This window comes from Pseudomonas sp. SGAir0191 (assembly GCF_002812565.2).
In the GTDB taxonomy this organism is placed as follows: Bacteria; Pseudomonadota; Gammaproteobacteria; order Pseudomonadales; family Pseudomonadaceae; genus Aquipseudomonas; species Aquipseudomonas parafulva_B.
Map to the genome: position 1 here is coordinate 609,370 of NZ_CP025035.2, position 19,164 is coordinate 628,533.

Genomic DNA, 19,164 nt, shown 5'->3' on the forward strand with positions numbered 1-19,164 from the left:
GCTCTCCAGCGAGGATGTGATGCGTCGGCGCGCCAGCTTCCTGCAGCGCATCCACGTCGATGGTCCTTTGCTGATCATCCTCCTGACCCTGGCCGCAGGCAGCCTGTTCGTGCTGTATTCGGCCAGCGGCAAGAACTGGGACCTGTTGCTCAAGCAGGCCACCTCGTTTGGCATCGGCCTGGTATCGATGTTCGTCATCGCCCAGCTCGAGCCACGGTTCATGGCGCGATGGGTGCCACTGGCCTACCTCACCGGGGTGTTGCTGCTGGTGGTGGTGGACGTGATGGGCCACAACGCCATGGGTGCAACGCGCTGGATCAACATACCCGGGGTGATTCGCTTCCAGCCCTCCGAGTTCATGAAGATCATCATGCCGGCGACCATCGCCTGGTACCTGTCCAAGCGCACCCTGCCGCCGCACCTCAAGCATGTGGCCATCAGCCTGGTATTGATTGGCGTGCCGTTCATCCTGATCGTGCGCCAGCCGGACCTGGGTACGGCGTTGCTGATCCTGGCCTCCGGTGCCTTCGTCCTGTTCATGGGCGGCCTACGCTGGCGTTGGATTCTCAGCGTGCTGGCGGCCACGGTGCCGGTGGCGGTGGCCATGTGGTTCTTCGTGATGCACGACTACCAGAAGCAGCGGGTGCTGACCTTCCTCGACCCGGAGAGCGACCCGCTGGGTACGGGCTGGAACATCATCCAGTCCAAGGCAGCGATTGGTTCTGGCGGCGTGTTCGGCAAGGGGTGGCTGCTGGGCACCCAGTCGCACCTGGACTTTCTGCCTGAAAGCCACACCGACTTCATCATCGCCGTGCTGGGCGAGGAGTTCGGCCTGGTGGGCATTTGCCTGTTGCTGATCGTCTACCTGCTGCTGATCGGCCGGGGCCTGATGATCACGGCGCAGGCACAGACATTGTTCGGCAAGCTGCTGGCAGGCAGCTTGACCATGACGTTCTTTGTATACGTGTTCGTCAATATCGGGATGGTAAGTGGCCTTTTGCCCGTCGTCGGCGTGCCGTTGCCCTTCATTAGCTATGGCGGAACTTCATTGGTGACGCTGCTGTCAGCGTTTGGCGTTCTGATGTCGATCCACACGCATCGAAAGTGGATCGCACAGGTTTGAATAAGGTGAACAATTACATGCAAGCAGTGCGTAACTGGGCTACCCGTTGTGCGCCGTGGTTTGGTGCGGTGAGCCTGTTTGGCGCTGTACAGCTGGCCGAGGCTGGCGACTACGACAACTCGCCCCAGGTGGCCGAATTCGTTGGCCAGATGAGCCGCGACCATGGTTTTGCCCCAGAACAACTGATGGGCGTGTTCCGTGAAGTGCAGCGCAAGCAGTCGATCCTCGATGCGATTTCGCGTCCCGCCGAACGGGTCAAGCCCTGGAAGGAATATCGCCCCATGTTCCTCACCGACGCGCGCATCGCGCGGGGCGTGGATTTCTGGCGTCAGCACGAGGCCGTGCTGGCGCGGGCCGAGCAGGAATACGGGGTGCCGGCACAATACATCGTGTCGATCATTGGCGTTGAAACCTTCTTCGGGCGCAACACGGGCAACTTCCGGGTGCTTGACGCGTTGTCCACCCTGGGCTTCGATTATCCCCCCCGCGCCGAATTCTTCCGCAAGGAACTGCGTGAGTTCCTGCTGCTGGCCCGTGAAGAACAGCTCGATCCCCTGACTCTCAAGGGCTCCTATGCCGGGGCCATGGGGCTGCCGCAGTTCATGCCCAGCAGCTTTCGCAACTATGCCGTGGACTTCGACGGTGATGGGCACATCAACATCTGGACCAACCCCGATGATGCCATCGGCAGCGTGGCGAGCTACTTCAAGCGCCATGGCTGGATGGCCGGAGAGGAAGTGGTCAGCCGCGCAACCGTGCAGGGCGAGCGCGCCGATCAAGGCCTGACCACCGGTATCGAGCCGGCCAGCACGGTCGGACAGTTGCGTGCCCTTGGCTGGTCGGTTCATGATTCGCTGCGCGATGATCTGCCCGTCACGGCCTTCCGCCTGGAGGGTGAGAACGGCCCCGAGTACTGGGTGGGGCTGAAGAATTTCTACGCGATCACTCGCTACAACCGCAGCGTGATGTATGCCATGGCGGTGCATCAGCTTGCGCAACAGCTGGTCCAAGCACGGGGCGTCAACTAATGCGCGCAATTTTCTCTACCACTTCCTTCAAACTGATCACCTGCGCAGCCATCGGCCTGGCATTGGTCAGTTGCTCCTCCAGCCGCCCGGCGCCCAAGAGTTCCAGCGGTGCGAGCGTGGTGCGCAGCCAGCCCGGCCTGGACATCAACCGTGCCCACAAGGACGGTGCGCCGTGGTGGGATGTGGACGTCAACAAGATCCCCGATGCCACGCCCACTCTGCACACCGGCAACTACAAGGCCAACCCCTACACCGTCCTGGGCAAGACCTACTACCCGATGCAGGATGCGCGCAACTACCGCGCCGAGGGCACGGCGTCGTGGTATGGCACCAAGTTCCATGGCCAGAACACCGCCAACGGCGAGCTGTACGACCTGTACGGCATGAGTGCCGCGCACAAGACACTGCCACTGCCCGCCTATGTGAAGGTGACTAACCTGGCTAACGGTCGCAGCGTCATCCTGCGGGTGAACGATCGCGGCCCGTTCTATTCCGATCGCATCATCGACTTGTCGTACGCGGCGGCGAAGAAGCTGGGCTACGCCGAGATCGGCACTGCCCATGTGCGCGTCGAAGGCATCGACCCCCAGCAGTGGTGGGCGCAACGTGGCCAGACGCCACCCATGGTGCTCAAGGAGCCCCAGGTGGCCCAGACCCAGGCGATCCCGGCCAGCTCCGGTCGGGTAGAGCAGTGGACGCCGCCGCCACAGCAGCATGCAGCACCGGTGGTGCCGGTGCAGGTGGGCGGCAACAACGTGCCTGCTGGCACTGGCGGCAGCTTCCTGCAAGTCGGCGCTTTCGCCAACCCGGATGCGGCCGAGCTGCTGCGCGCCAAGCTCAGCAGCATGGTCAGCGCACCGGTGTTCATCAGCTCGGTCGTGCGTAACCAGCAGACATTGCATCGTGTACGCCTGGGGCCGATCAACAGCCAAGGTGAAGTCCAGCAGGCGCAGAACAGCATTCGCCTGGCGAACCTGGGGCAGGCCAAGCTGGTCACAGCTGACTGACCAGGCGTCCCGGCAGGATGACCGACCCCTCGCGCACGGTATGAACAGCCTGCGTGTGGGGTTCACCCAAGGGCAAGCACGGTGCAATGTGGCGGTTTTGTCATGAATTGACAGGCCCAGCCATGTACAATGCCGGTTTTGCCCGCAGCGGCACCCTGTCGCACGTTGCCGGGCCAGGCCTCAGGCCAATAACTAGACTGACCGGTGCTGGGCCGTGTGCTTGCCCAGAAAACATCTCCAGACCATTAAGCGATTTTCGAGAGACGGATGAACATCACCAACCTTGCCAAACGACTTTGCTTGCCCGTATTGCTCCTGCTCACTCCGGTAGCCTTCGCGGCCGAGCAGATGACGCCCGCGCCGCCTCAACTGGCAGCCAAGTCCTACGTACTCATGGACGCGTCCAGCGGCAACGTGCTGGTCGAGAACAACGGTGACGAGCGTCTTCCGCCAGCCAGCCTGACCAAGCTGATGACCGCCTACATCGCCACGCTGGACATCCGCCGTGGCCAGATCGGCGAAAACGACCCGGTGACCGTCAGCGAAAACGCCTGGCGCACCGGGGGCTCGCGTATGTTCATCAAGGTGGGCAGCCAGGTGACCGTCAGCGACCTGCTGCACGGCATCATCATCCAATCCGGCAACGATGCGTCCGTCGCCCTGTCCGAGCACATCGCCGGCAGCGAAGACGCGTTCGCCGACATGATGAACAAGACCGCTGCCGACCTGGGCATGACCAACAGTCACTTCATGAACCCCACCGGCCTGCCGAACCCGGAGCATTATTCTTCTGCTCACGACATGGCGATCCTGGCCCGTGCGATCATCAACGTCGATCCGGCTCACTACGCCATCTATTCGCAGAAAGAGTTCTTCTGGAACAACATCAAGCAGCCTAACCGCAACTTGCTGTTGTGGCGTGACAAGACCGTGGACGGCCTGAAGACCGGCCACACCGAAGAGGCTGGCTACTGCATGGTGGCGTCGGCCGTACGTGACGGGCAGCGCCTGATCGCCGTGGTGTTCGGTACCAACAGCGAGCAGTCCCGTGCTGCCGAAACCCAGAAGCTGCTGACCTACGGTTTCCGCTTCTTCGAAACCCAGACCTTCTATCAGAAAGGCACCGAGCTGACCAAGGCGCCGGTCTGGAAAGGCGCCACCAGCGAAGTCAAGGCAGGCCTTGCCGAAGACCTGACCATGACCATGCCCAAGGGCCAGCTCAAGCGCCTGCAGGCTTCGATGACCATGAACCCGCAACTGACCGCACCTATTGCCAAGGGTGACGTGATCGGCAAGGTTGAAGTCAAATTGGACGACAAAGTGGTTCACAGCGCCGACCTGATCGCCCTCGATGGCGTCGAGGAAGGTGGTTTCTTCCGCCGTATGTGGGATAGCATCCGTCTATTCTTCTACGGGTTGTTCAACTGACACGTGACCTGCACACCCCCGCGTGGTCGCGGGGGTGTTGTTGTTGCCACGGCTTGCGAGGCCGTTTCCGCCATGAGCGAACCAGACGTCAAGTCTCATAAAATCGAATTTCCCTGTGCCGACTACCCGATCAAAGTCATTGGTGACACTGGTGTCGGCTTCAAGGACACCGTGATCGAAGTGCTCAGCAAATACGCCAAGGTCGATCTTTCCACGCTGGCCGAACGCCAGAGCAAGGAAGGCAAGTACACCACCGTGCAACTGCACATCGTGGCCGAAAGCGAAAACCAGCTCCACGACATCAACAGCGCCCTGCGTGCCACCGGCATCGTGAAAATGGTGCTGTGATGCCCGGCTGCCTCGGTGTCCGCGAACTTGGCCTGCAGCCCTATGAGCCGGTGCTCGAGGCCATGCGGCGTTTCACTGAGCAGCGCACTGCCGATACCCAGGATGAAGTCTGGCTGGTCGAACACCCGCCGGTCTTCACGCAAGGGCAGGCTGGCAAGGCCGAGCACCTGCTGGTGCCGGGCGATATCCCCGTGGTGCAGACCGACCGTGGTGGCCAGGTGACCTATCATGGCCCAGGCCAGCTGGTGGCGTACCTGCTGCTGGATGTACGCCGCCTGGGCTTTGGCGTACGCGACCTGGTCAGCCGCATCGAGCGCAGCCTGATCGCTTTGCTCGATGGCTACGCGGTGCAGGCCGCTGCCAAACCCGATGCACCCGGTGTGTATGTGGACGGCGCGAAGATCGCTTCGCTTGGCCTGCGTATCCGCAACGGCCGCTCCTTTCATGGCCTTGCCTTGAACGTGGACATGGACCTGGCGCCCTTTTGCCGAATCAACCCCTGCGGTTATGCGGGGCTGGCGATGACCCAGCTGCGTGACCTGGCAGGCCCGATCGAACTCGACGAGGTCAGGACAAGGCTGCGCGAACAGCTGGTCAAGCACCTCGACTACGCAGAGCAGACGACCCTCACGGGCGGAATCGACTGAATATGACTACTGTGCAAGAAGCCGTGCCGAACCTGATCCCAACCCAGGACGCTACGCCGCGCTCCGCCCCCAAGAAGGTCGAAGCCGGGGTCAAGCTGCGAGGCGCCGACAAGGTCGCGCGCATCCCGGTCAAGATCATCCCCACTGACGAGCTGCCCAAGAAGCCTGACTGGATCCGTGTGCGTATCCCGGTCTCGCCCGAGGTAGACCGCATCAAGCAACTGCTGCGCAAGCACAAGCTGCACAGCGTCTGCGAGGAGGCCTCCTGCCCGAACCTGGGCGAGTGCTTCTCGGGCGGCACCGCCACCTTCATGATCATGGGCGACATCTGCACGCGCCGCTGCCCGTTCTGCGACGTGGGGCATGGCCGTCCCAAGCCGTTGGACGTGGACGAGCCGAAGAACCTTGCGGTGGCCATTGCCGACCTGCGCCTGAAGTACGTGGTCATCACCTCGGTTGACCGTGATGATTTGCGCGATGGCGGCGCCCAGCATTTCGCCGACTGCATCCGCGAAATCCGCGCTTTGTCGCCAGGCGTACAGCTTGAAACCCTGGTGCCGGATTACCGGGGCCGTATGGACGTCGCGCTGGCGATCACGGCTCAGGAGCCGCCGGATGTGTTCAACCACAACCTCGAAACCGTGCCCCGTCTGTACAAGGCCGCTCGCCCGGGTTCGGACTACGACTGGTCGCTGGACCTGCTGCAGAAGTTCAAGCAACTGGTCCCGCATGTGCCTACCAAGTCCGGCCTGATGCTCGGGTTGGGCGAGACCGACGAAGAAGTGATCGAGGTCATGCACCGCATGCGCGAACACGACATCGACATGCTCACCCTGGGTCAATACCTGCAGCCATCGCGCAGCCACTTGCCCGTGCAGCGGTTCGTGCACCCTGACACCTTCGCCTGGTTCGCCGAGGAAGGCTACCGCATGGGCTTCAAGAACGTCGCTTCCGGCCCGCTGGTGCGCTCGTCCTACCATGCCGACCAGCAAGCGCACGAAGCCAAGATCAAACTCTGATCTGACCGTAAAAAGAGAAATGCCGATGCGCCGCAAGGCCGCGTCGGCATTTTTTTTTCAGCCAGCAAAGCCGTAAGCTGTTTGTGACAAGCCGTATGGAGTTGCCGATGAACTGCGTAGAACCTTCTGCCTTGCCACTGCGCAAGGCCATTGAGCCCGATGCCTGCTTTGCCGTGGTTGCCCCGGCAGGCCCGGCGCGTCTGGATGTGCACAAAGCGGCCCAGTGGTTCGCCGAGCGCGGCTACCGCTGCCGGGTCTATCCGGGGGCGACTCAGTCCGAGGGCTACCTGGCAGGCGCCGACGCGCAGCGGCTACAGGATCTGCACGACGCCTTCCAGGACCCGTCCATCGACGCGGTTCTGTGCATGCGTGGCGGCTACGGCAGCATGCGTCTGCTGGACAAGCTCGATTTCGAGCTGTTGCAACACCACCCCAAGCCTTTGATTGGCTACAGCGATATCACCGCCTTGCATGCGGCGCTCTACCGTCACACAGGGATGATCAGCTTCCACGGGGCCATGCTCAACGCCGACCTGCTGGGTGGCAAGCAGGCACCGACCGAATCGTCGCTGGTGGCGCAGTTGAGCGGGCAGGTGGCAGCCGGTGAGCCGATCACGCACCCGGCGCAGTTCCCCTTGCACACGGTCTTCCCTGGCCTGGCCAATGGCCCGCTGCTGGGTGGGAACTTGTCGATGCTGGGTGCGACCCTTGGGACCCTGGCAGAGCTGGATACCCAGGGCTGCATCCTGTTCATCGAAGACGTGAACGAGCCGTTGTACCGAGTCGATCGCCTGCTGACGCAGTTACGGCTAGCCGGCAAGCTAGAAGGCATCAGGGGTGTGCTGGTAGGGGACTTTGCTGGCATTACCGCGGCGGCGCTGGCACCACTGCTGCGCGACACGTTCGGCCCACTGGGCGTCCCTGTGCTGGCCGGATGGCGCAGTGGGCACTGTGACCCCAATATCTGCCTGCCGCTAGGTGCTCGAGTAACGCTGGACAGCGAGCGGCAGCGCCTGGTGCTGGAGCAGGCGCTGTTCCAGGCATGAGCCTGGCGCCAAGGCCACCCCAGGGTTACGGTTACCGTGCCTAGGGGGACCCGCATTGTTGCCAGTAAGCGCGAGCCTGTGGCTACCGTAGGCTCTCCAGGAGCTTGTGCGTCGGATAGCCATCGGCTGGCCAGCCCAGGCCCTGCTGGGCATTACGGATGGCCTTGCGGGTGTTGGCGCCAATGATCCCATCGGCGTTGCCCGCCTCAAAGCCCTTGGCATTGAGCAAGTTCTGCAACTCCATGCGCTCGCTACGGCTCAGGGGGGTGTCGTCCTTGGGCCAGCTGCCAGCGATGAAGCCCCAGCCGGTGAAGCGATCGCTCAGGAGGCTGACGGCCAGCGCGTAAGCCGATGAGTTGTTGTATTTGAGAATGGCGCGGAAATTGTCGAGAACCAGGAATGCCGGGCCTCGCGCGCCAGCGGGCAGCAACAGGGCGGCTGGCAACTCATTGCTACCGGCTGGCAACTGCGTACCAGCAGGCAGTGTCAGGCCCATGGCCAACCATTCGGCGATCGGCTTGCGCGAGGTCCCGTCAGCTTGCCAATAATCGAAGCCTGCCGGTACCTGCACCTCGAACCCCCAGGGTTGGCCACGCTTCCAGCCTGAGCTTTGCAGGTAGTGTGCAGTAGAGGCCAAGGCATCGGGCGTGCTGTTCCAGATATCGCGGCGGCCATCGCCGTCGAAATCCACGGCATGGGTGTTGTAGGTGGTCGGGATGAATTGGGTCTGGCCCATGGCGCCGGCCCAGGAGCCGCGCATTGCATCAGGCTGAATATCACCGTGCTGGATGATCTGCAGGGCGGCAATCAGCTGGTCTTGGGCAAACTGTGGGCGTCGCCCTTCGTAGGCCAGGGTGGCCAGGGAGCGGATCACTGACTTGCTGCCCTGGAACTGGCCGAAGTTGCTTTCCATGCCCCATACCGCGACCAGGATCTGGCGATCAACGCCGTAGCGCTGTTCCAGGCGGGTCAGCAGCTCGGCGTTCTGCTCCAGCAGCCTTTTGCCGTTGCGTACGCGCACGGGGGACAAGGCACCTTCCAGGTATTCCCAAACTGGCCGGGTGAACTCTGGCTGGCTTCGGTCAGCCTTGATCACGTCCATGTCCGGCGTAACGCCGAGAAACGCCTTGTCGAAAATTTCCGGGGCAATGCCCGCTTGCAGGGCCTGTTGGCGGAAACCTGCTTGCCACTGGGCAAAGGTTTGGGACGGCTGGATATCTGGGTTGCTGTCTGGCGCCTTGCCAGGTGCATTCACGACAGGCGCCGGCTGCGCCTGGGCGAGGGGCAATGCATCGGCTGCCGTGGGTTTTTCCGCACAGGCAACGAGCAGGATGAAGCTGGAGGCCGCAACGAGCTGGCGGGTTTCCCAACGAGGAAAAAGACGGTAGAGCATGCACAGGTCCAGGTCTGCAGGTCAGGTGATGACCATATCATGCCTGCGCTACGGATGCCTTCATGCCGCCGAAAAGTAAGAAGCCTCCCAATCTCTCGATTGGAAGGCTTCGCGGCGGTAGCTGCCCTTGCCTTTCTCCGGCCGTTCCTGACGACAACGGAACAGGGGCTGGGCGACGATGGACTTGGCCTTGTTATGGCCTTGCTTGTTTGGTTTTTTGCTCATGAAGATGGTTCCTGCGTTGGGACAGTGCGGGCTGCACTGTGCAGGCTTGGCCGTGGGCAGGCCAATTGATTGTTTATATGGTCGTGAGTGTTATCCAGGCCTCGTGAGGCGGCTTGCCGGCGACGGCCAACAAGCACGGGCTCTACAGGCAGGGCGTCGACTATTGGGCAGGCAGCGCTAGGCGCTGGCCGGCCATCAGTAGCACCAGGCGCGCCAGGCCTGTCCAGGGAGAACCTTGCGCCTGGCCCTTGATCTGGGCGTCGATACGCTGGGCGTCCTGCAGCAGCTGCGACCAGCGCTGCGCGGGTAACCGCTGCAGGGCCTTGCTGACCAAGGGGCGGCGTTTGTCCCAGATGGGTGGGCGTGCCTGGCTGAAGGCCTTGTCCAGGGGAACGCCCTGGCTGAACTGCTGGGCCAGGCCCGCCAGTTGCCGCAGTTCACGGGCCAGGGCCCAGAGGATCACCGGGGGCTCCACGCCTTCGCCGCGCAGGCCTTCGAGCATGCGCAAGGCATGGGCGGCTTCACCCTTGAGAATGGCGTCGACCAGCCCGAAGACGTCAAAGCGCGCGCTGTCCGCCACCGCGGCCTGGACCGTTTCCAGGGTGATGACGTTGCCCTCGGCCAGCAGTTTGAGCTTTTCGATTTCCTGCGCGGCCGCGAGCAAGTTGCCCTCCACGCGTGCAGCAATCAGGTCTACAGCGTCACGCTGGGCACTCAGGCCTGCCTGTTGCAGCCGCTGATTGATCCATTGGGGCAACTGATGCGCGTCCACGGGCCATATCTGGATGAACTGGCAATGATCACCCTCGACCAGTGCCTTGCCCCATTTGGTCTTCTGCGCGCTGGCATCGAGCTTTGGCAAGCTGATCAGCAGCAGCGTGTCTTCGGCAGGGCGGGCGCAGTATTCCAGCAATGCGGCAGCGCCCTTGTCACCCGGCTTGCCCGAGGGCAGGCGCAGTTCCAGCAGGCGTCGCTGGGCGAAAAGCGACAGGCTCGCACCCGCTTGCAGCAGGGTGCCCCAATCGAAGTTGGCATCGGCACTGAATACCTGGCGCTCGTCGAAACCTTGCTGGCGGGCGGCGCTGCGGATGGCGTCGGCCGCTTCCTGGCACAGCAACGGGTCATCGCCGCTGACCACGTAGACGGGCGCGAGTGAGCCTTGCAGGTGTTTGGTGAGTTGAGCGGGGGCGAGTTTCATGGCATTGGGGGCAGGGCGCCAGACGGCGCCCTGCACGGGCTCAGTTGCCCGGCACTTCCAGCGGCGACTGCTGCGGAGTCTCGGCCTGCTGGCGACGCGCGGCTTCCAGCGCATCCGCTTCGGCCTTGGCACGCTCATCGGCCTTGCGCTGCAATTCATCGAGCTGGGCAGGGGTGAGGTTTTGCAGGCGCACGATCATGGCGTTGACCAGGTCGCGGCGCATCTCGTCACGGGCGCGCTTGGCATCCTGCTCGGAACCGGTGATGTTCGAGGCGTCACGCACATAGACCTTGCGCACTTCGACCTTGTCGCTGGTCAGCTCCAGATTGTTCAGGCCCTGGATGCTGTAGTCCAGCTCGGTGGTGAGCTCGAATTCCGCCGTGCGGTTGCCGCTGTTGTAGGTAACGGCGCGCTGGCGCTCCTGTTCGTTGGTCAGCACCAGGCGGTACGGTGCGCCTGCGTGGACGTTCACGCCGCTGCGCTCGAGCACTTCGCGCAGTTGAATCACGGTCGGGCCGTAAGCGTTGCGCGCGCTGACGTCCATCTCCTTGACGCTCATTTCGCTGGTGCCCGTGCCGCGCAGCTGGAACCCGCAGGCGCTGAGCACGACCGCCAGGCCAACTACCAGCAGATTGCGTTTAATCATGTTGTTGCTCCCTCGTGAGCCTGTTCCGCCCGTGCGCAGAGCCTGCGAACGGGCGTTGCCATCAGTTGGCGACGATATTGACCAGTTTGCCCGGCACCACGATGACCTTGCGGATGGCCAGGCCATCGATGAAGCGCAGGACATTCTCGTTGCTGCGCGCGGCGGCTTCGACTTCTTCGCGGCTGGCTGCGGCCGGCATCTCGATCTGGCCACGCAGCTTGCCATTGACTTGCACCACCAGGGTCACGGTGTCCTGTACCAGCGCGGCTTCATCCACTGCAGGCCAGGCGGCATTGATGACGGCCTGGTCATGGCCCAGTTGCTTCCACAGCTCGTGCGAGATGTGCGGCGTGATCGGGGCCAGCAGCAGGGTGACGGCTTCGAGGCCTTCCTGCAGCAGGGCACGGTCCTGCGCGGTGGCCTGTGGCGCTTTTTCCAGCACGTTCATCACGGTCATCACCTGGGCGATGGCGGTGTTGAACTTGTGGTACTGGCCTACATCGGTACTGGCTTGCTTGATGGCGGCGTGGATGGCGCGGCGGATCACTTTCTGCGCGTCATCCAGGGTTGCCACCTCCAGCTTGCCAGGCAAGCCCTGGGCAACGTGGGCCTGGGCCAGGCGCCAGACGCGGCGCAGGAAGCGGCTGGCGCCCTCCACACCTGAGTCGGACCATTCCAGGCTCATGTCGGGCGGCGAGGCGAACATCATGAACAGGCGGCAGGTATCGGCGCCGTACTGTTCGATCATCGACTGGGGATCGACGCCGTTGTTCTTGGACTTGGACATCTTCTCGGTGCCGCCGATTTCAACCGGCAGGCCATCGGTCTTCAGGCGTGCGCCGACGATCTTGGCCTTGGCATCGCGCTCGACTTCGACATCGGCCGGGTTGAACCAGTCCTTGCCGCCATTGCTGGCGACGCGGTAGTAGGTTTCGGCCACGACCATGCCCTGGGTCAGCAGGTTCTTGAACGGCTCGTTCGAGGTCACCAGGCCTTCGTCACGCATCAGCTTGTGGAAGAAGCGCGCATACAGAAGGTGCAGGATGGCGTGTTCGATGCCGCCGATGTACTGGTCGACCGGCAGCCAGTGGTTGGCCGCTTTCGGATCTACCATGCCGCCTTCGTAGTTGGGCGAGGCATAGCGCGCGAAGTACCACGAGGACTCGACGAAGGTGTCCATGGTGTCGGTTTCGCGTTTGGCCGCAATGCCGCACTTGGGGCAGCTGCATTCGTAGAATTCGGGCATGCGCGCCAGCGGCGAGCCTGCGCCGTCCGGTACCACGTTTTCGGGCAGGGTAACCGGCAACTGGTCTTCCGGCACCGGCACATCGCCGCAAGACGGGCAGTGGATGATCGGGATCGGGCAGCCCCAGTAACGCTGGCGGCTGATGCCCCAGTCGCGCAGGCGGAACTGGGTGCGGGACTTGCCCAAGTCCTTGCGCACCAGCGCCGCTTCGATGGCGTCGAAGGCGCCGGCGAAATCCAGGCCGTCGAATTCGCCGGAATTGATCAGCTGGCCATGCTCGCCATAGGCGGCCTGCCACTGGGCACCGACCTCATCACCGGCACTGGTACGCACCACGGCCTTGACCGGCAGGTCGTACTTGCGGGCGAATTCGAAATCGCGTTCGTCGTGGGCTGGCACAGCCATGACTGCACCGTCGCCGTAGTGCATCAGCACGTAGTTGGCGACCCATACCGGCAGCTTCTCACCGGTGAGCGGGTGCTCGACCAGCAGGGAAGTGGCCATGCCCTTCTTTTCCTGGGTGGCCATGTCCGCTTCGGCCACGCTGCCGCCCTTGCATTCGTCGATGAAGGCTTGCAGCGCCGGGTTGCCCTGGGCCGCCTGGGTGGCCAGCGGATGCTCGGCGGCGACTGCCACGTAGGTAGCGCCCATCAGCGTGTCCGGGCGGGTGGTGAAGACTTTCAGCGTACCGGTGTGGCCAATGCTGGCCTGATCGTACGGGAACTGCACTTCCATGCCGCGGGACTTGCCGATCCAGTTGCGCTGCATGGTCTTGACCTGCTCAGGCCAGCCCGGCAGCTCGTCGAGGCTTTCCAGAAGTTCGTCGGCATAGTCGGTGATGCGGAAGTAGTACATCGGGATTTCGCGCTTTTCAATCAGCGCGCCGGAACGCCAGCCGCGTCCGTCGATGACCTGTTCGTTGGCCAGCACGGTCTGGTCAGCCGGGTCCCAGTTAACGGTGCCGTTCTTGCGATAGATGATGCCCTTCTCGAACAGGCGGGTGAACAGCCACTGCTCCCAACGGTAGTAGTCGGGCTTGCAGGTGGTGACCTCGCGGGCCCAGTCGATGGCAAGGCCCAGGCTCTTGAGCTGGGTCTTCATGTAGTCGATGTTTTCGTAGGTCCACTTGGCCGGGGCGACGTTGTTCTTCATCGCCGCGTTTTCGGCAGGCATGCCGAAAGCGTCCCAGCCCATAGGTTGCAGGACGTTCTTGCCCACCATGCGCTGGTAGCGGGCAATCACGTCGCCGATGGTGTAGTTGCGCACGTGGCCCATGTGTAGCTTGCCGCTCGGGTACGGGAACATCGACAGGCAGTAGTACGTGTCCTTGCCTGGCTGTTCGGTAACAGCGAACGATTGTTGCTCGTCCCAGAATGTCTGGGCGGCGGCTTCGATATCACGGGGCGTGTATTGTTCGTGCATGGCTACTTTTGGCTGAGAGAGAGGAGACCTTTCCAGGCAGCGAACCTCGCTGCGTCCGGCACTCCGGTGTCATCGGGAGTGAACGCCGTAGCATACAGCAGCGCCGCGCATCGTGGGAAACGTTCGTTGCGAATGGCCGCTGGTCGCAGCGTCGGGCTGCTTTTCGCAACGACGCTAAGCTCTCGGGTGGGGGAGATAATCGTTATCTTCAATGAGGTGAACGAATGGGAGAGTCGCAGCTACCTGCAGGAAAACCAGAACTCTATGAGCGCCTGATCGATAGGCTCGGGCTTGCCCTGGATACAGCCAGAACGTCCATGCGGCTTCGGGACGAGGCGCCAGCCGAGTTGGAGTTGCGTGGTTTGAGCCGCGCCGAGTTCGAGGTGATCAAAACTTATCTGGATACCTTCCAGAAACGCGCCGACGAGGCTGCAAACCTCAGGCCGCAAGCTGAACCTGCGTCGGCCAGGATCATCTGGCTCAAGGACATCAAGCGCACAGTGCGCACGCCACGCCCACGCAAGGCCTCCCGCCGCTAGGGGTTTGCGCGGCGCCTTTCAAGGGTTTGCACAGTAATCCGACCTTGATCGACGCCGGCCATGTTGTTGGCCGGCGCCGATGCTTTTAGTCTGCACACCTTCGAAGGAGGTGTGCATGCCCATCCGGTATTTCATCAAACAGTGGTTGTTACCCCCAGGCGTGCTGTTTCTCCTGCTGCTTGCAGCCTGGTGGCTGCGCAGGCGTCGCCCCCGGCTGGCCGCTGTGTGCTTTGTGGCAGGGCTAGGCGGGCTGTGGATGACCAGCTTGCCGGTGGCCGTGCAGCACCTGGCAAGAGCCCTGGAAACGGAGCCTGCGCTAGCCGGGCAGGAATGGGCTGGCCTCAAGCAGCGGGCCGATGCCATCGTCGTGCTGGGCGCAGGGCGTGAACGGGGCGACCCTGCCTGGGCGGGTGTCGACCAGCCGACGCCCACGGCCTTGGAGCGGCTGCGCCTTGCCGCTCGCCTGGCCAAGGCGTCCGGGCTACCGGTGCTGACCAGCGGCGGGCTGCACTACGGCACACCGCCCAGCGAGGCGCAGCTGATGGCCGACAGCCTGCATGACGACTTCGGCGTTGAGGTGAAGTGGTTGGAGCAGGCGAGCCGCACCACCTGGGAAAATGCCCAGCACTCGGCGAGTGTGCTTGAGCCGTTGGGGATACGCCGCGTCGTGGTGGTGACCCAGGCCTGGCACATGCAGCGCTCACGCTGGAGCTTCGAGCAGGCAGGTTTCGAAGTGGTACCCGCGCCAGTCGGCTTCCTCGGCCGTGATCCGGCGCGGCCATTCGCAGGTTGGCTGCCGGAAAGCCGGGCCATGTGGCAGAGCGGGCAGTTGCTCAATGAGGTGGCTGGGCTGGTGGGGTATCGGTTGTTCTACTGAAAGGGCTGAGCAGCAGCCCCTTGGAACGTTAACTGCAAAGCCCCGTCACACTGCCCTGGCCACACGCCCGGCCATCAACGCCCAGACCAGCAGCAACCCACAAACGATTGCAAGCGGCCAGGAACGCCATTGCAGATAAGGCGTCAGCTGCTGCATCGGCACCACCTCGCCGTACATCACTGCCTGCTGGAACTGAGGCACTTGGGTCGTGATGCGCCCGAACGGGTCGATCAAGGCCGTCACGCCATTGTTGGTGGCCCGGATCATCCAGCGGCCGGCTTCAAGCGCACGCATTTGGGCCATCTGCAAGTGCTGCAGCGGGCCTATGGAAGTGCCGAACCAGGTGTCGTTGCTGATGGTCAGCAGCAAGTCGCTACGTGCCGCCAGGCCGGCGGCAAACTCGGGGTAGACCACCTCGTAGCAGATATAAGGCGCGATCTGATAACCCTTGGCCTGGAGCAGCGGTTGGTCCTCAGGGCCCCGGGCGAAATCCGACATGGGCAGGTTGAAGAACTCGATCAGCCCCCGCAGCATGTCCTGCAGCGGGACATATTCGCCAAAGGGCACCAGCTTCTGCTTGAGGTAGGTGCCGTCCCCTTCGCCCGTGACGGTGATGCCGTTGAAGTAGCGACGCTGGCGGTGCACCACTTCGCGAACCGGCACGCCGGTGATCAGGGCCGAATGCCGGTCTGCGGCGAAGCGCCCCATGATGTCGATATACCCTTGCGCCTGGTCCTTGAGCACAGGTACCGCCGTTTCCGGCCAGATCAACAAGTCCGCAGGTTTTGAACTGAAGCTCAGGTCGCGGTACAGGGCCAACTGGGCGTCGATATGCGCCGGGTCCCACTTCACGTCCTGTTCGACGTTGCCCTGAATGGCAGCGACCTTGAGTGGGTCGCCTGCCGGAGTAGTCCAGGCATGCCCTTTGAGTGCCAATCCTACCGCCCAGGGAGTGAGCAGCAGCACGCAGGCGATGGCAAGAAAGCCCGGACGGGTACGCAAACGGTTGAGGTTGCACAGCAGCGCAGCCGTCAGCGCCAACGCAAACGACACCAGCCACACCCCGCCCAGAGGCGCCAGGCCGGCCAGCGGGCCGTCCAGCTGACTGTAGCCTGCGTACAACCACGGGAAGCCGGTGAGGAACCAGCCGCGAAACGCCTCTTGCGCCACCCACAGGGCAGCAAAGCCCAGGGCATCGGCAAGCGGCGCCTCGTTGCGCCGCAACCAGCGTGCCCACAACCAGGTGGGCAGCGCAAAGAACCAGGCCAAGGCCGCAAAGAACGCAACCAGCAGCGCGATGGCCAACAGCGGCGAGGCGCCGCCGTAGTTCGTCATGCTGACGTAGATCCACCAGGTGCCGGCGCCGTAGAGGCCGAAGCCGAACCACCAGCCACGCCACAAGGCCTGGCGCGGGCTAAGCTCGCGCAGGCCCAGGTAGAGCACGGCGATGGACAACAGCGCCAGTGGCCACAGATCGAATGGCGCCAGGGCCAGGAGGGTAGAAGCGCCGGCCGCCAGGGCCAGCAGGTTACCGGGCCAGCCGGGGCGGGTGATCCAGCGCATGTCGTTCCTTAACGGTTGATCGGGGTCAGGCGCAGCAGGTGTATCCGGCGGCTGTCGGCGTTGAGCACGCGGAACTTGTACGCGCCGATTTCGGTGGTTTCGTTGCGCTTGGGCAGATGGCCGAAGGCACTCATCACCAAACCGCCGACGGTGTCGAACTCATCGTCGGAGAACGCGCTGTCGAAGGACTCGTTGAAGTGCTCGATCGGCGTCAGCGCCTTGACCAGGAAGTCACCGTTGGGCAGCGGCTTGATGTAGCTGTCCTCTTCGACGTCGTGTTCGTCTTCGATATCGCCGACGATCTGTTCGAGCACATCCTCGATGGTCACCAGGCCAGCCACGCCGCCGTATTCATCGATGACGATGGCCATGTGGTTGTGGTTGGCGCGAAACTCGCGCAGCAGCACGTTCAGGCGCTTGGACTCGGGCACGAAAGTGGCCGGGCGCAGCAGCGTCTTGATGTCGAAGTTGTCGCCGTTCTCCTTGAGAATCAGCGGCAGCAGGTCCTTGGCGAGCAGGACACCGAGCACATCGTCATGGCTTTCGCCGATTACCGGGTAGCGCGAGTGCGCCGCGTCGATCACTGCCGGCAGGAACTCGCGCGGCGACTGGCCGGCCTTGATGCTGTTCATCTGCGAGCGCGGCACCATGATGTCACGCACTTGAAGGTCCGCCACCTGGATGGCACCTTCGACGATGGTCAGCGCCTCGCTGTCCAGCAGCTTGTTCTGATGTGCTTCACGCAGCAGCTCCAGGAGCTCCTGGCGGTTTTTCGGCTCATGGGCAAAAGCCTGGGTCAGTTTACCCAGCCAGGACTTCTGCCCGTTGCTCGATCGATCTTCGCTCATGGCGGTTCTCGTGATCCTTGGTCTATCAGTGTGGGGTTGATTCGGTTTCGTCATCGGCGTATGGGTCCGGGTGACCCAGTTGCGCCAGCAATTCTCGTTCCAGGCTTTCCATCTCCTCGGCTTCCTCATCCTCGATGTGGTCGTAACCGAGCAGATGCAGGCAGCCGTGAATGACCAGGTGCGCCCAGTGCGCCGCCAGCGACTTGCCTTGCTCGGCCGCCTCGCGTTCGACCACCGCGACGCAGATCACCAGGTCGCCCAGCAAGGGGATGTCGAGCAAGTCGTCTGGCACGTCGGCCGGGAAGGACAACACGTTGGTCGCGTAGTCCTTGTGCCGATACGTGTGATTGAGCTCGCGCGCTTCCGCTTCGTCCACAAGACGAATGGTCATCTCCGAGTCGGCCTTGCGTTGCTGCAAGGCCAGCTCGCACCAGCGGCGAAAGTCGGCATCGACCGGGGCGACAGCCTGTGTCGCCCGTTGTATGTCCAGTTCAAGCATTTTTGCCGGGCGCCTCGGGAGTGGCCTGGCGGGCTTCGAAGCGGTCATAGGCCTCGACGATGCGCTGCACCAAGGGATGACGTACCACGTCCTTGGGCTGGAAGTGGGTGAAACTGATACCCGGCACGTCCCGCAGCACCTCGATCACATGCGCCAGGCCCGACTTGGTGCCCCGGGGCAGGTCGACCTGGGTGATGTCGCCGGTGATCACCGCCGTGGAGCCGAAGCCGATACGGGTCAGGAACATCTTCATCTGCTCGAGCGTGGTGTTCTGGCTTTCGTCGAGAATGATGAAGCTGTTGTTCAGGGTGCGACCGCGCATGTAGGCAAGCGGCGCAATTTCGATGACCTGACGCTCAATCAGCTTGGCCACGTGCTCGAAGCCCAGCATTTCATAAAGGGCATCGTAGAGCGGGCGCAGGTAAGGGTCGATCTTCTGTGCAAGGTCGCCAGGCAGGAACCCGAGCTTCTCGCCAGCTTCAACGGCCGGGCGCACCAGCAGGATGCGGCGAACCTGTTCACGTTCCAGCGCGTCGACAGCACACGCCACGGCCAGGTACGTCTTGCCGGTACCGGCCGGGCCGATGCCGAAGTTGATGTCGTTGGCCAGGATCTCCTTGACGTAGCGCTGCTGGTTGGCGCCCCGTGGTCGGATATTGCCCTTGCGTGTGCGCAGCGAGACGCTGACCTCGTTCACCGCCGGGTTGTCGATGTGCTCGACGGCCGATTCCTGAAGGTACAGATGCACGGTTTCCGGCGACAGCTCGGTGGCCTGGGTCTCGCGGTAGAGACGGCGCAGCAGTTGCTCGGCAGCATGGGTGGTCTTGGATTCGCCGATCAGTTCGAACTGATTGCCGCGGTTGCGGATCTCGATGGCAAGGCGTTGTTCGATCAAGCGCAGGTGCTCGTCGAACTGGCCACACAAGTTGGCGAAACGGTGGGCCTCGAAAGGTTCGAGGATGAAACGATGGGGTTCGATGGGTGCGTTCAAGGTCGTTTTTAGCCGCCCGACGGCAATGAGTGTGAGCTCAAGAATAACCCTTGAATGGCAGTGGCGAAAGT

The 19,164-nt window shown here is 62.9% G+C and carries 19 protein-coding genes; 10 read left to right on the plus strand and 9 right to left on the minus strand.

All coding sequences use genetic code 11. The features are described 5' to 3' along the window. Positions 1-19: 19 nt before the first annotated feature. From rodA to CWR53_RS02655, 8 genes are all read left to right on the plus strand, one after another. A complete protein-coding gene (gene rodA / locus CWR53_RS02620) occupies positions 20-1,123 on the plus strand; it encodes a rod shape-determining protein RodA (protein WP_042139378.1) in 1,104 nt (367 codons plus the stop codon). Between the two features lie 17 nt (positions 1,124-1,140). Further along, positions 1,141-2,151: a lytic murein transglycosylase B gene (mltB, locus tag CWR53_RS02625; RefSeq protein ID WP_058638948.1), complete on the plus strand. Its 1,011-nt coding sequence runs from the start codon at positions 1,141-1,143 to the stop codon at positions 2,149-2,151. Then, positions 2,151-3,158 (plus strand): septal ring lytic transglycosylase RlpA family protein, encoded by a 1,008-nt coding sequence (locus tag CWR53_RS02630; protein ID WP_058603534.1) that lies wholly within the window; start codon positions 2,151-2,153, stop codon positions 3,156-3,158. Before mltB ends, CWR53_RS02630 begins: the two co-directional genes overlap by 1 nt. Before the next feature lie 267 nt (positions 3,159-3,425). Then, positions 3,426-4,586 (plus strand): D-alanyl-D-alanine carboxypeptidase family protein, encoded by a 1,161-nt coding sequence (locus CWR53_RS02635; protein ID WP_023534573.1) that lies wholly within the window; start codon positions 3,426-3,428, stop codon positions 4,584-4,586. Positions 4,587-4,658: 72 nt separating this feature from the next. Next, positions 4,659-4,934, plus strand: a complete 276-nt coding sequence (locus CWR53_RS02640) for a DUF493 domain-containing protein (RefSeq protein WP_058603535.1) — start codon at positions 4,659-4,661, stop codon at positions 4,932-4,934. After that, a complete protein-coding gene (gene lipB, locus CWR53_RS02645) occupies positions 4,934-5,581 on the plus strand; it encodes a lipoyl(octanoyl) transferase LipB (RefSeq protein WP_027915256.1) in 648 nt (215 codons plus the stop codon). Before CWR53_RS02640 ends, lipB begins: the two co-directional genes overlap by 1 nt. A 2-nt stretch (positions 5,582-5,583) precedes the next feature. Further along, entirely contained in the window at positions 5,584-6,600 is a 1,017-nt protein-coding gene (gene lipA, locus CWR53_RS02650) for a lipoyl synthase (protein WP_058603537.1), read from the plus strand. A gap of 107 nt (positions 6,601-6,707) precedes the next feature. Continuing rightward, positions 6,708-7,646, plus strand: a complete 939-nt coding sequence (locus CWR53_RS02655; protein WP_100850731.1) for an LD-carboxypeptidase — start codon at positions 6,708-6,710, stop codon at positions 7,644-7,646. Between the two features lie 82 nt (positions 7,647-7,728). Here the strand turns inward: CWR53_RS02655 and CWR53_RS02660 are convergent, their stop codons facing one another. The 5 genes from CWR53_RS02660 to leuS all read right to left on the minus strand — a co-directional run bounded on the left by CWR53_RS02660 (position 7,729) and on the right by leuS (position 13,776). Next, entirely contained in the window at positions 7,729-9,039 is a 1,311-nt protein-coding gene (locus tag CWR53_RS02660; RefSeq protein WP_058638953.1) for a lytic murein transglycosylase, read from the minus strand. A gap of 60 nt (positions 9,040-9,099) precedes the next feature. Further along, complete coding sequence (arfA, locus tag CWR53_RS02665) at positions 9,100-9,264, minus strand: alternative ribosome rescue factor ArfA (protein ID WP_100850732.1); 165 nt, start codon at positions 9,262-9,264, stop codon at positions 9,100-9,102. A gap of 160 nt (positions 9,265-9,424) precedes the next feature. Further along, positions 9,425-10,462: a DNA polymerase III subunit delta gene (gene holA / locus CWR53_RS02670; protein WP_058603540.1), complete on the minus strand. Its 1,038-nt coding sequence runs from the start codon at positions 10,460-10,462 to the stop codon at positions 9,425-9,427. 40 nt (positions 10,463-10,502) lie between these two features. Further along, positions 10,503-11,108: an LPS assembly lipoprotein LptE gene (gene lptE / locus CWR53_RS02675; protein WP_100850733.1), complete on the minus strand. Its 606-nt coding sequence runs from the start codon at positions 11,106-11,108 to the stop codon at positions 10,503-10,505. A 61-nt stretch (positions 11,109-11,169) separates the two neighbouring features. Then, a complete protein-coding gene (gene leuS, locus CWR53_RS02680; protein ID WP_100850734.1) occupies positions 11,170-13,776 on the minus strand; it encodes a leucine--tRNA ligase in 2,607 nt (868 codons plus the stop codon). Positions 13,777-14,000: 224 nt separating this feature from the next. Between leuS and CWR53_RS02685 the strand changes: the two genes are divergently transcribed. Next, positions 14,001-14,315 carry a hypothetical protein gene (locus CWR53_RS02685; protein WP_078477937.1) on the plus strand — a complete coding sequence of 105 codons (315 nt, stop codon included), beginning with the start codon at positions 14,001-14,003 and terminating at the stop codon, positions 14,313-14,315. Between the two features lie 115 nt (positions 14,316-14,430). Continuing rightward, complete coding sequence (locus tag CWR53_RS02690) at positions 14,431-15,192, plus strand: YdcF family protein (RefSeq protein ID WP_100850735.1); 762 nt, start codon at positions 14,431-14,433, stop codon at positions 15,190-15,192. Between the two features lie 45 nt (positions 15,193-15,237). Here CWR53_RS02690 and lnt read toward each other — a convergent pair whose 3' ends face one another. From lnt to CWR53_RS02710, 4 genes are read right to left on the minus strand one after another with little or no spacing between them, the layout of a single operon-like run. Further along, positions 15,238-16,755, minus strand: coding sequence for an apolipoprotein N-acyltransferase (gene lnt / locus CWR53_RS02695; RefSeq protein WP_100850736.1), 1,518 nt, complete (start codon positions 16,753-16,755; stop codon positions 15,238-15,240). A gap of 8 nt (positions 16,756-16,763) precedes the next feature. After that, on the minus strand, positions 16,764-17,603 hold the full coding sequence (locus tag CWR53_RS02700) for an HlyC/CorC family transporter (RefSeq protein ID WP_023534628.1): 840 nt from the start codon (positions 17,601-17,603) through the stop codon (positions 16,764-16,766). Positions 17,604-17,628: 25 nt separating this feature from the next. After that, positions 17,629-18,102 (minus strand): rRNA maturation RNase YbeY, encoded by a 474-nt coding sequence (gene ybeY, locus CWR53_RS02705; RefSeq protein ID WP_058603546.1) that lies wholly within the window; start codon positions 18,100-18,102, stop codon positions 17,629-17,631. After that, positions 18,095-19,093, minus strand: coding sequence for a PhoH family protein (locus tag CWR53_RS02710; protein ID WP_028687151.1), 999 nt, complete (start codon positions 19,091-19,093; stop codon positions 18,095-18,097). Before CWR53_RS02710 ends, ybeY begins: the two co-directional genes overlap by 8 nt. Positions 19,094-19,164: the final 71 nt, after the last annotated feature.

What these genes read in the sequence shown, in the direction of transcription:
- CWR53_RS02635 (WP_023534573.1), top strand. Translation starts at nt 3,426, where the DNA reads ATGAACATCACCAACCTTGCCAAACGACTTTGCTTGCCCGTATTGCTC.
- CWR53_RS02700 (WP_023534628.1), bottom strand. Translation starts at nt 17,603, where the DNA reads ATGAGCGAAGATCGATCGAGCAACGGGCAGAAGTCCTGGCTGGGTAAA.
- CWR53_RS02630 (WP_058603534.1), top strand. Translation starts at nt 2,151, where the DNA reads ATGCGCGCAATTTTCTCTACCACTTCCTTCAAACTGATCACCTGCGCA.
- CWR53_RS02690 (WP_100850735.1), top strand. Translation starts at nt 14,431, where the DNA reads ATGCCCATCCGGTATTTCATCAAACAGTGGTTGTTACCCCCAGGCGTG.
- CWR53_RS02640 (WP_058603535.1), top strand. Translation starts at nt 4,659, where the DNA reads ATGAGCGAACCAGACGTCAAGTCTCATAAAATCGAATTTCCCTGTGCC.
- lipB (WP_027915256.1), top strand. Translation starts at nt 4,934, where the DNA reads ATGCCCGGCTGCCTCGGTGTCCGCGAACTTGGCCTGCAGCCCTATGAG.
- CWR53_RS02655 (WP_100850731.1), top strand. Translation starts at nt 6,708, where the DNA reads ATGAACTGCGTAGAACCTTCTGCCTTGCCACTGCGCAAGGCCATTGAG.
- CWR53_RS02660 (WP_058638953.1), bottom strand. Translation starts at nt 9,039, where the DNA reads ATGCTCTACCGTCTTTTTCCTCGTTGGGAAACCCGCCAGCTCGTTGCG.
- rodA (WP_042139378.1), top strand. Translation starts at nt 20, where the DNA reads ATGCGTCGGCGCGCCAGCTTCCTGCAGCGCATCCACGTCGATGGTCCT.
- lnt (WP_100850736.1), bottom strand. Translation starts at nt 16,755, where the DNA reads ATGCGCTGGATCACCCGCCCCGGCTGGCCCGGTAACCTGCTGGCCCTG.
- leuS (WP_100850734.1), bottom strand. Translation starts at nt 13,776, where the DNA reads ATGCACGAACAATACACGCCCCGTGATATCGAAGCCGCCGCCCAGACA.
- holA (WP_058603540.1), bottom strand. Translation starts at nt 10,462, where the DNA reads ATGAAACTCGCCCCCGCTCAACTCACCAAACACCTGCAAGGCTCACTC.
- ybeY (WP_058603546.1), bottom strand. Translation starts at nt 18,102, where the DNA reads ATGCTTGAACTGGACATACAACGGGCGACACAGGCTGTCGCCCCGGTC.
- arfA (WP_100850732.1), bottom strand. Translation starts at nt 9,264, where the DNA reads ATGAGCAAAAAACCAAACAAGCAAGGCCATAACAAGGCCAAGTCCATC.
- lipA (WP_058603537.1), top strand. Translation starts at nt 5,584, where the DNA reads ATGACTACTGTGCAAGAAGCCGTGCCGAACCTGATCCCAACCCAGGAC.
- mltB (WP_058638948.1), top strand. Translation starts at nt 1,141, where the DNA reads ATGCAAGCAGTGCGTAACTGGGCTACCCGTTGTGCGCCGTGGTTTGGT.
- lptE (WP_100850733.1), bottom strand. Translation starts at nt 11,108, where the DNA reads ATGATTAAACGCAATCTGCTGGTAGTTGGCCTGGCGGTCGTGCTCAGC.
- CWR53_RS02685 (WP_078477937.1), top strand. Translation starts at nt 14,001, where the DNA reads ATGGGAGAGTCGCAGCTACCTGCAGGAAAACCAGAACTCTATGAGCGC.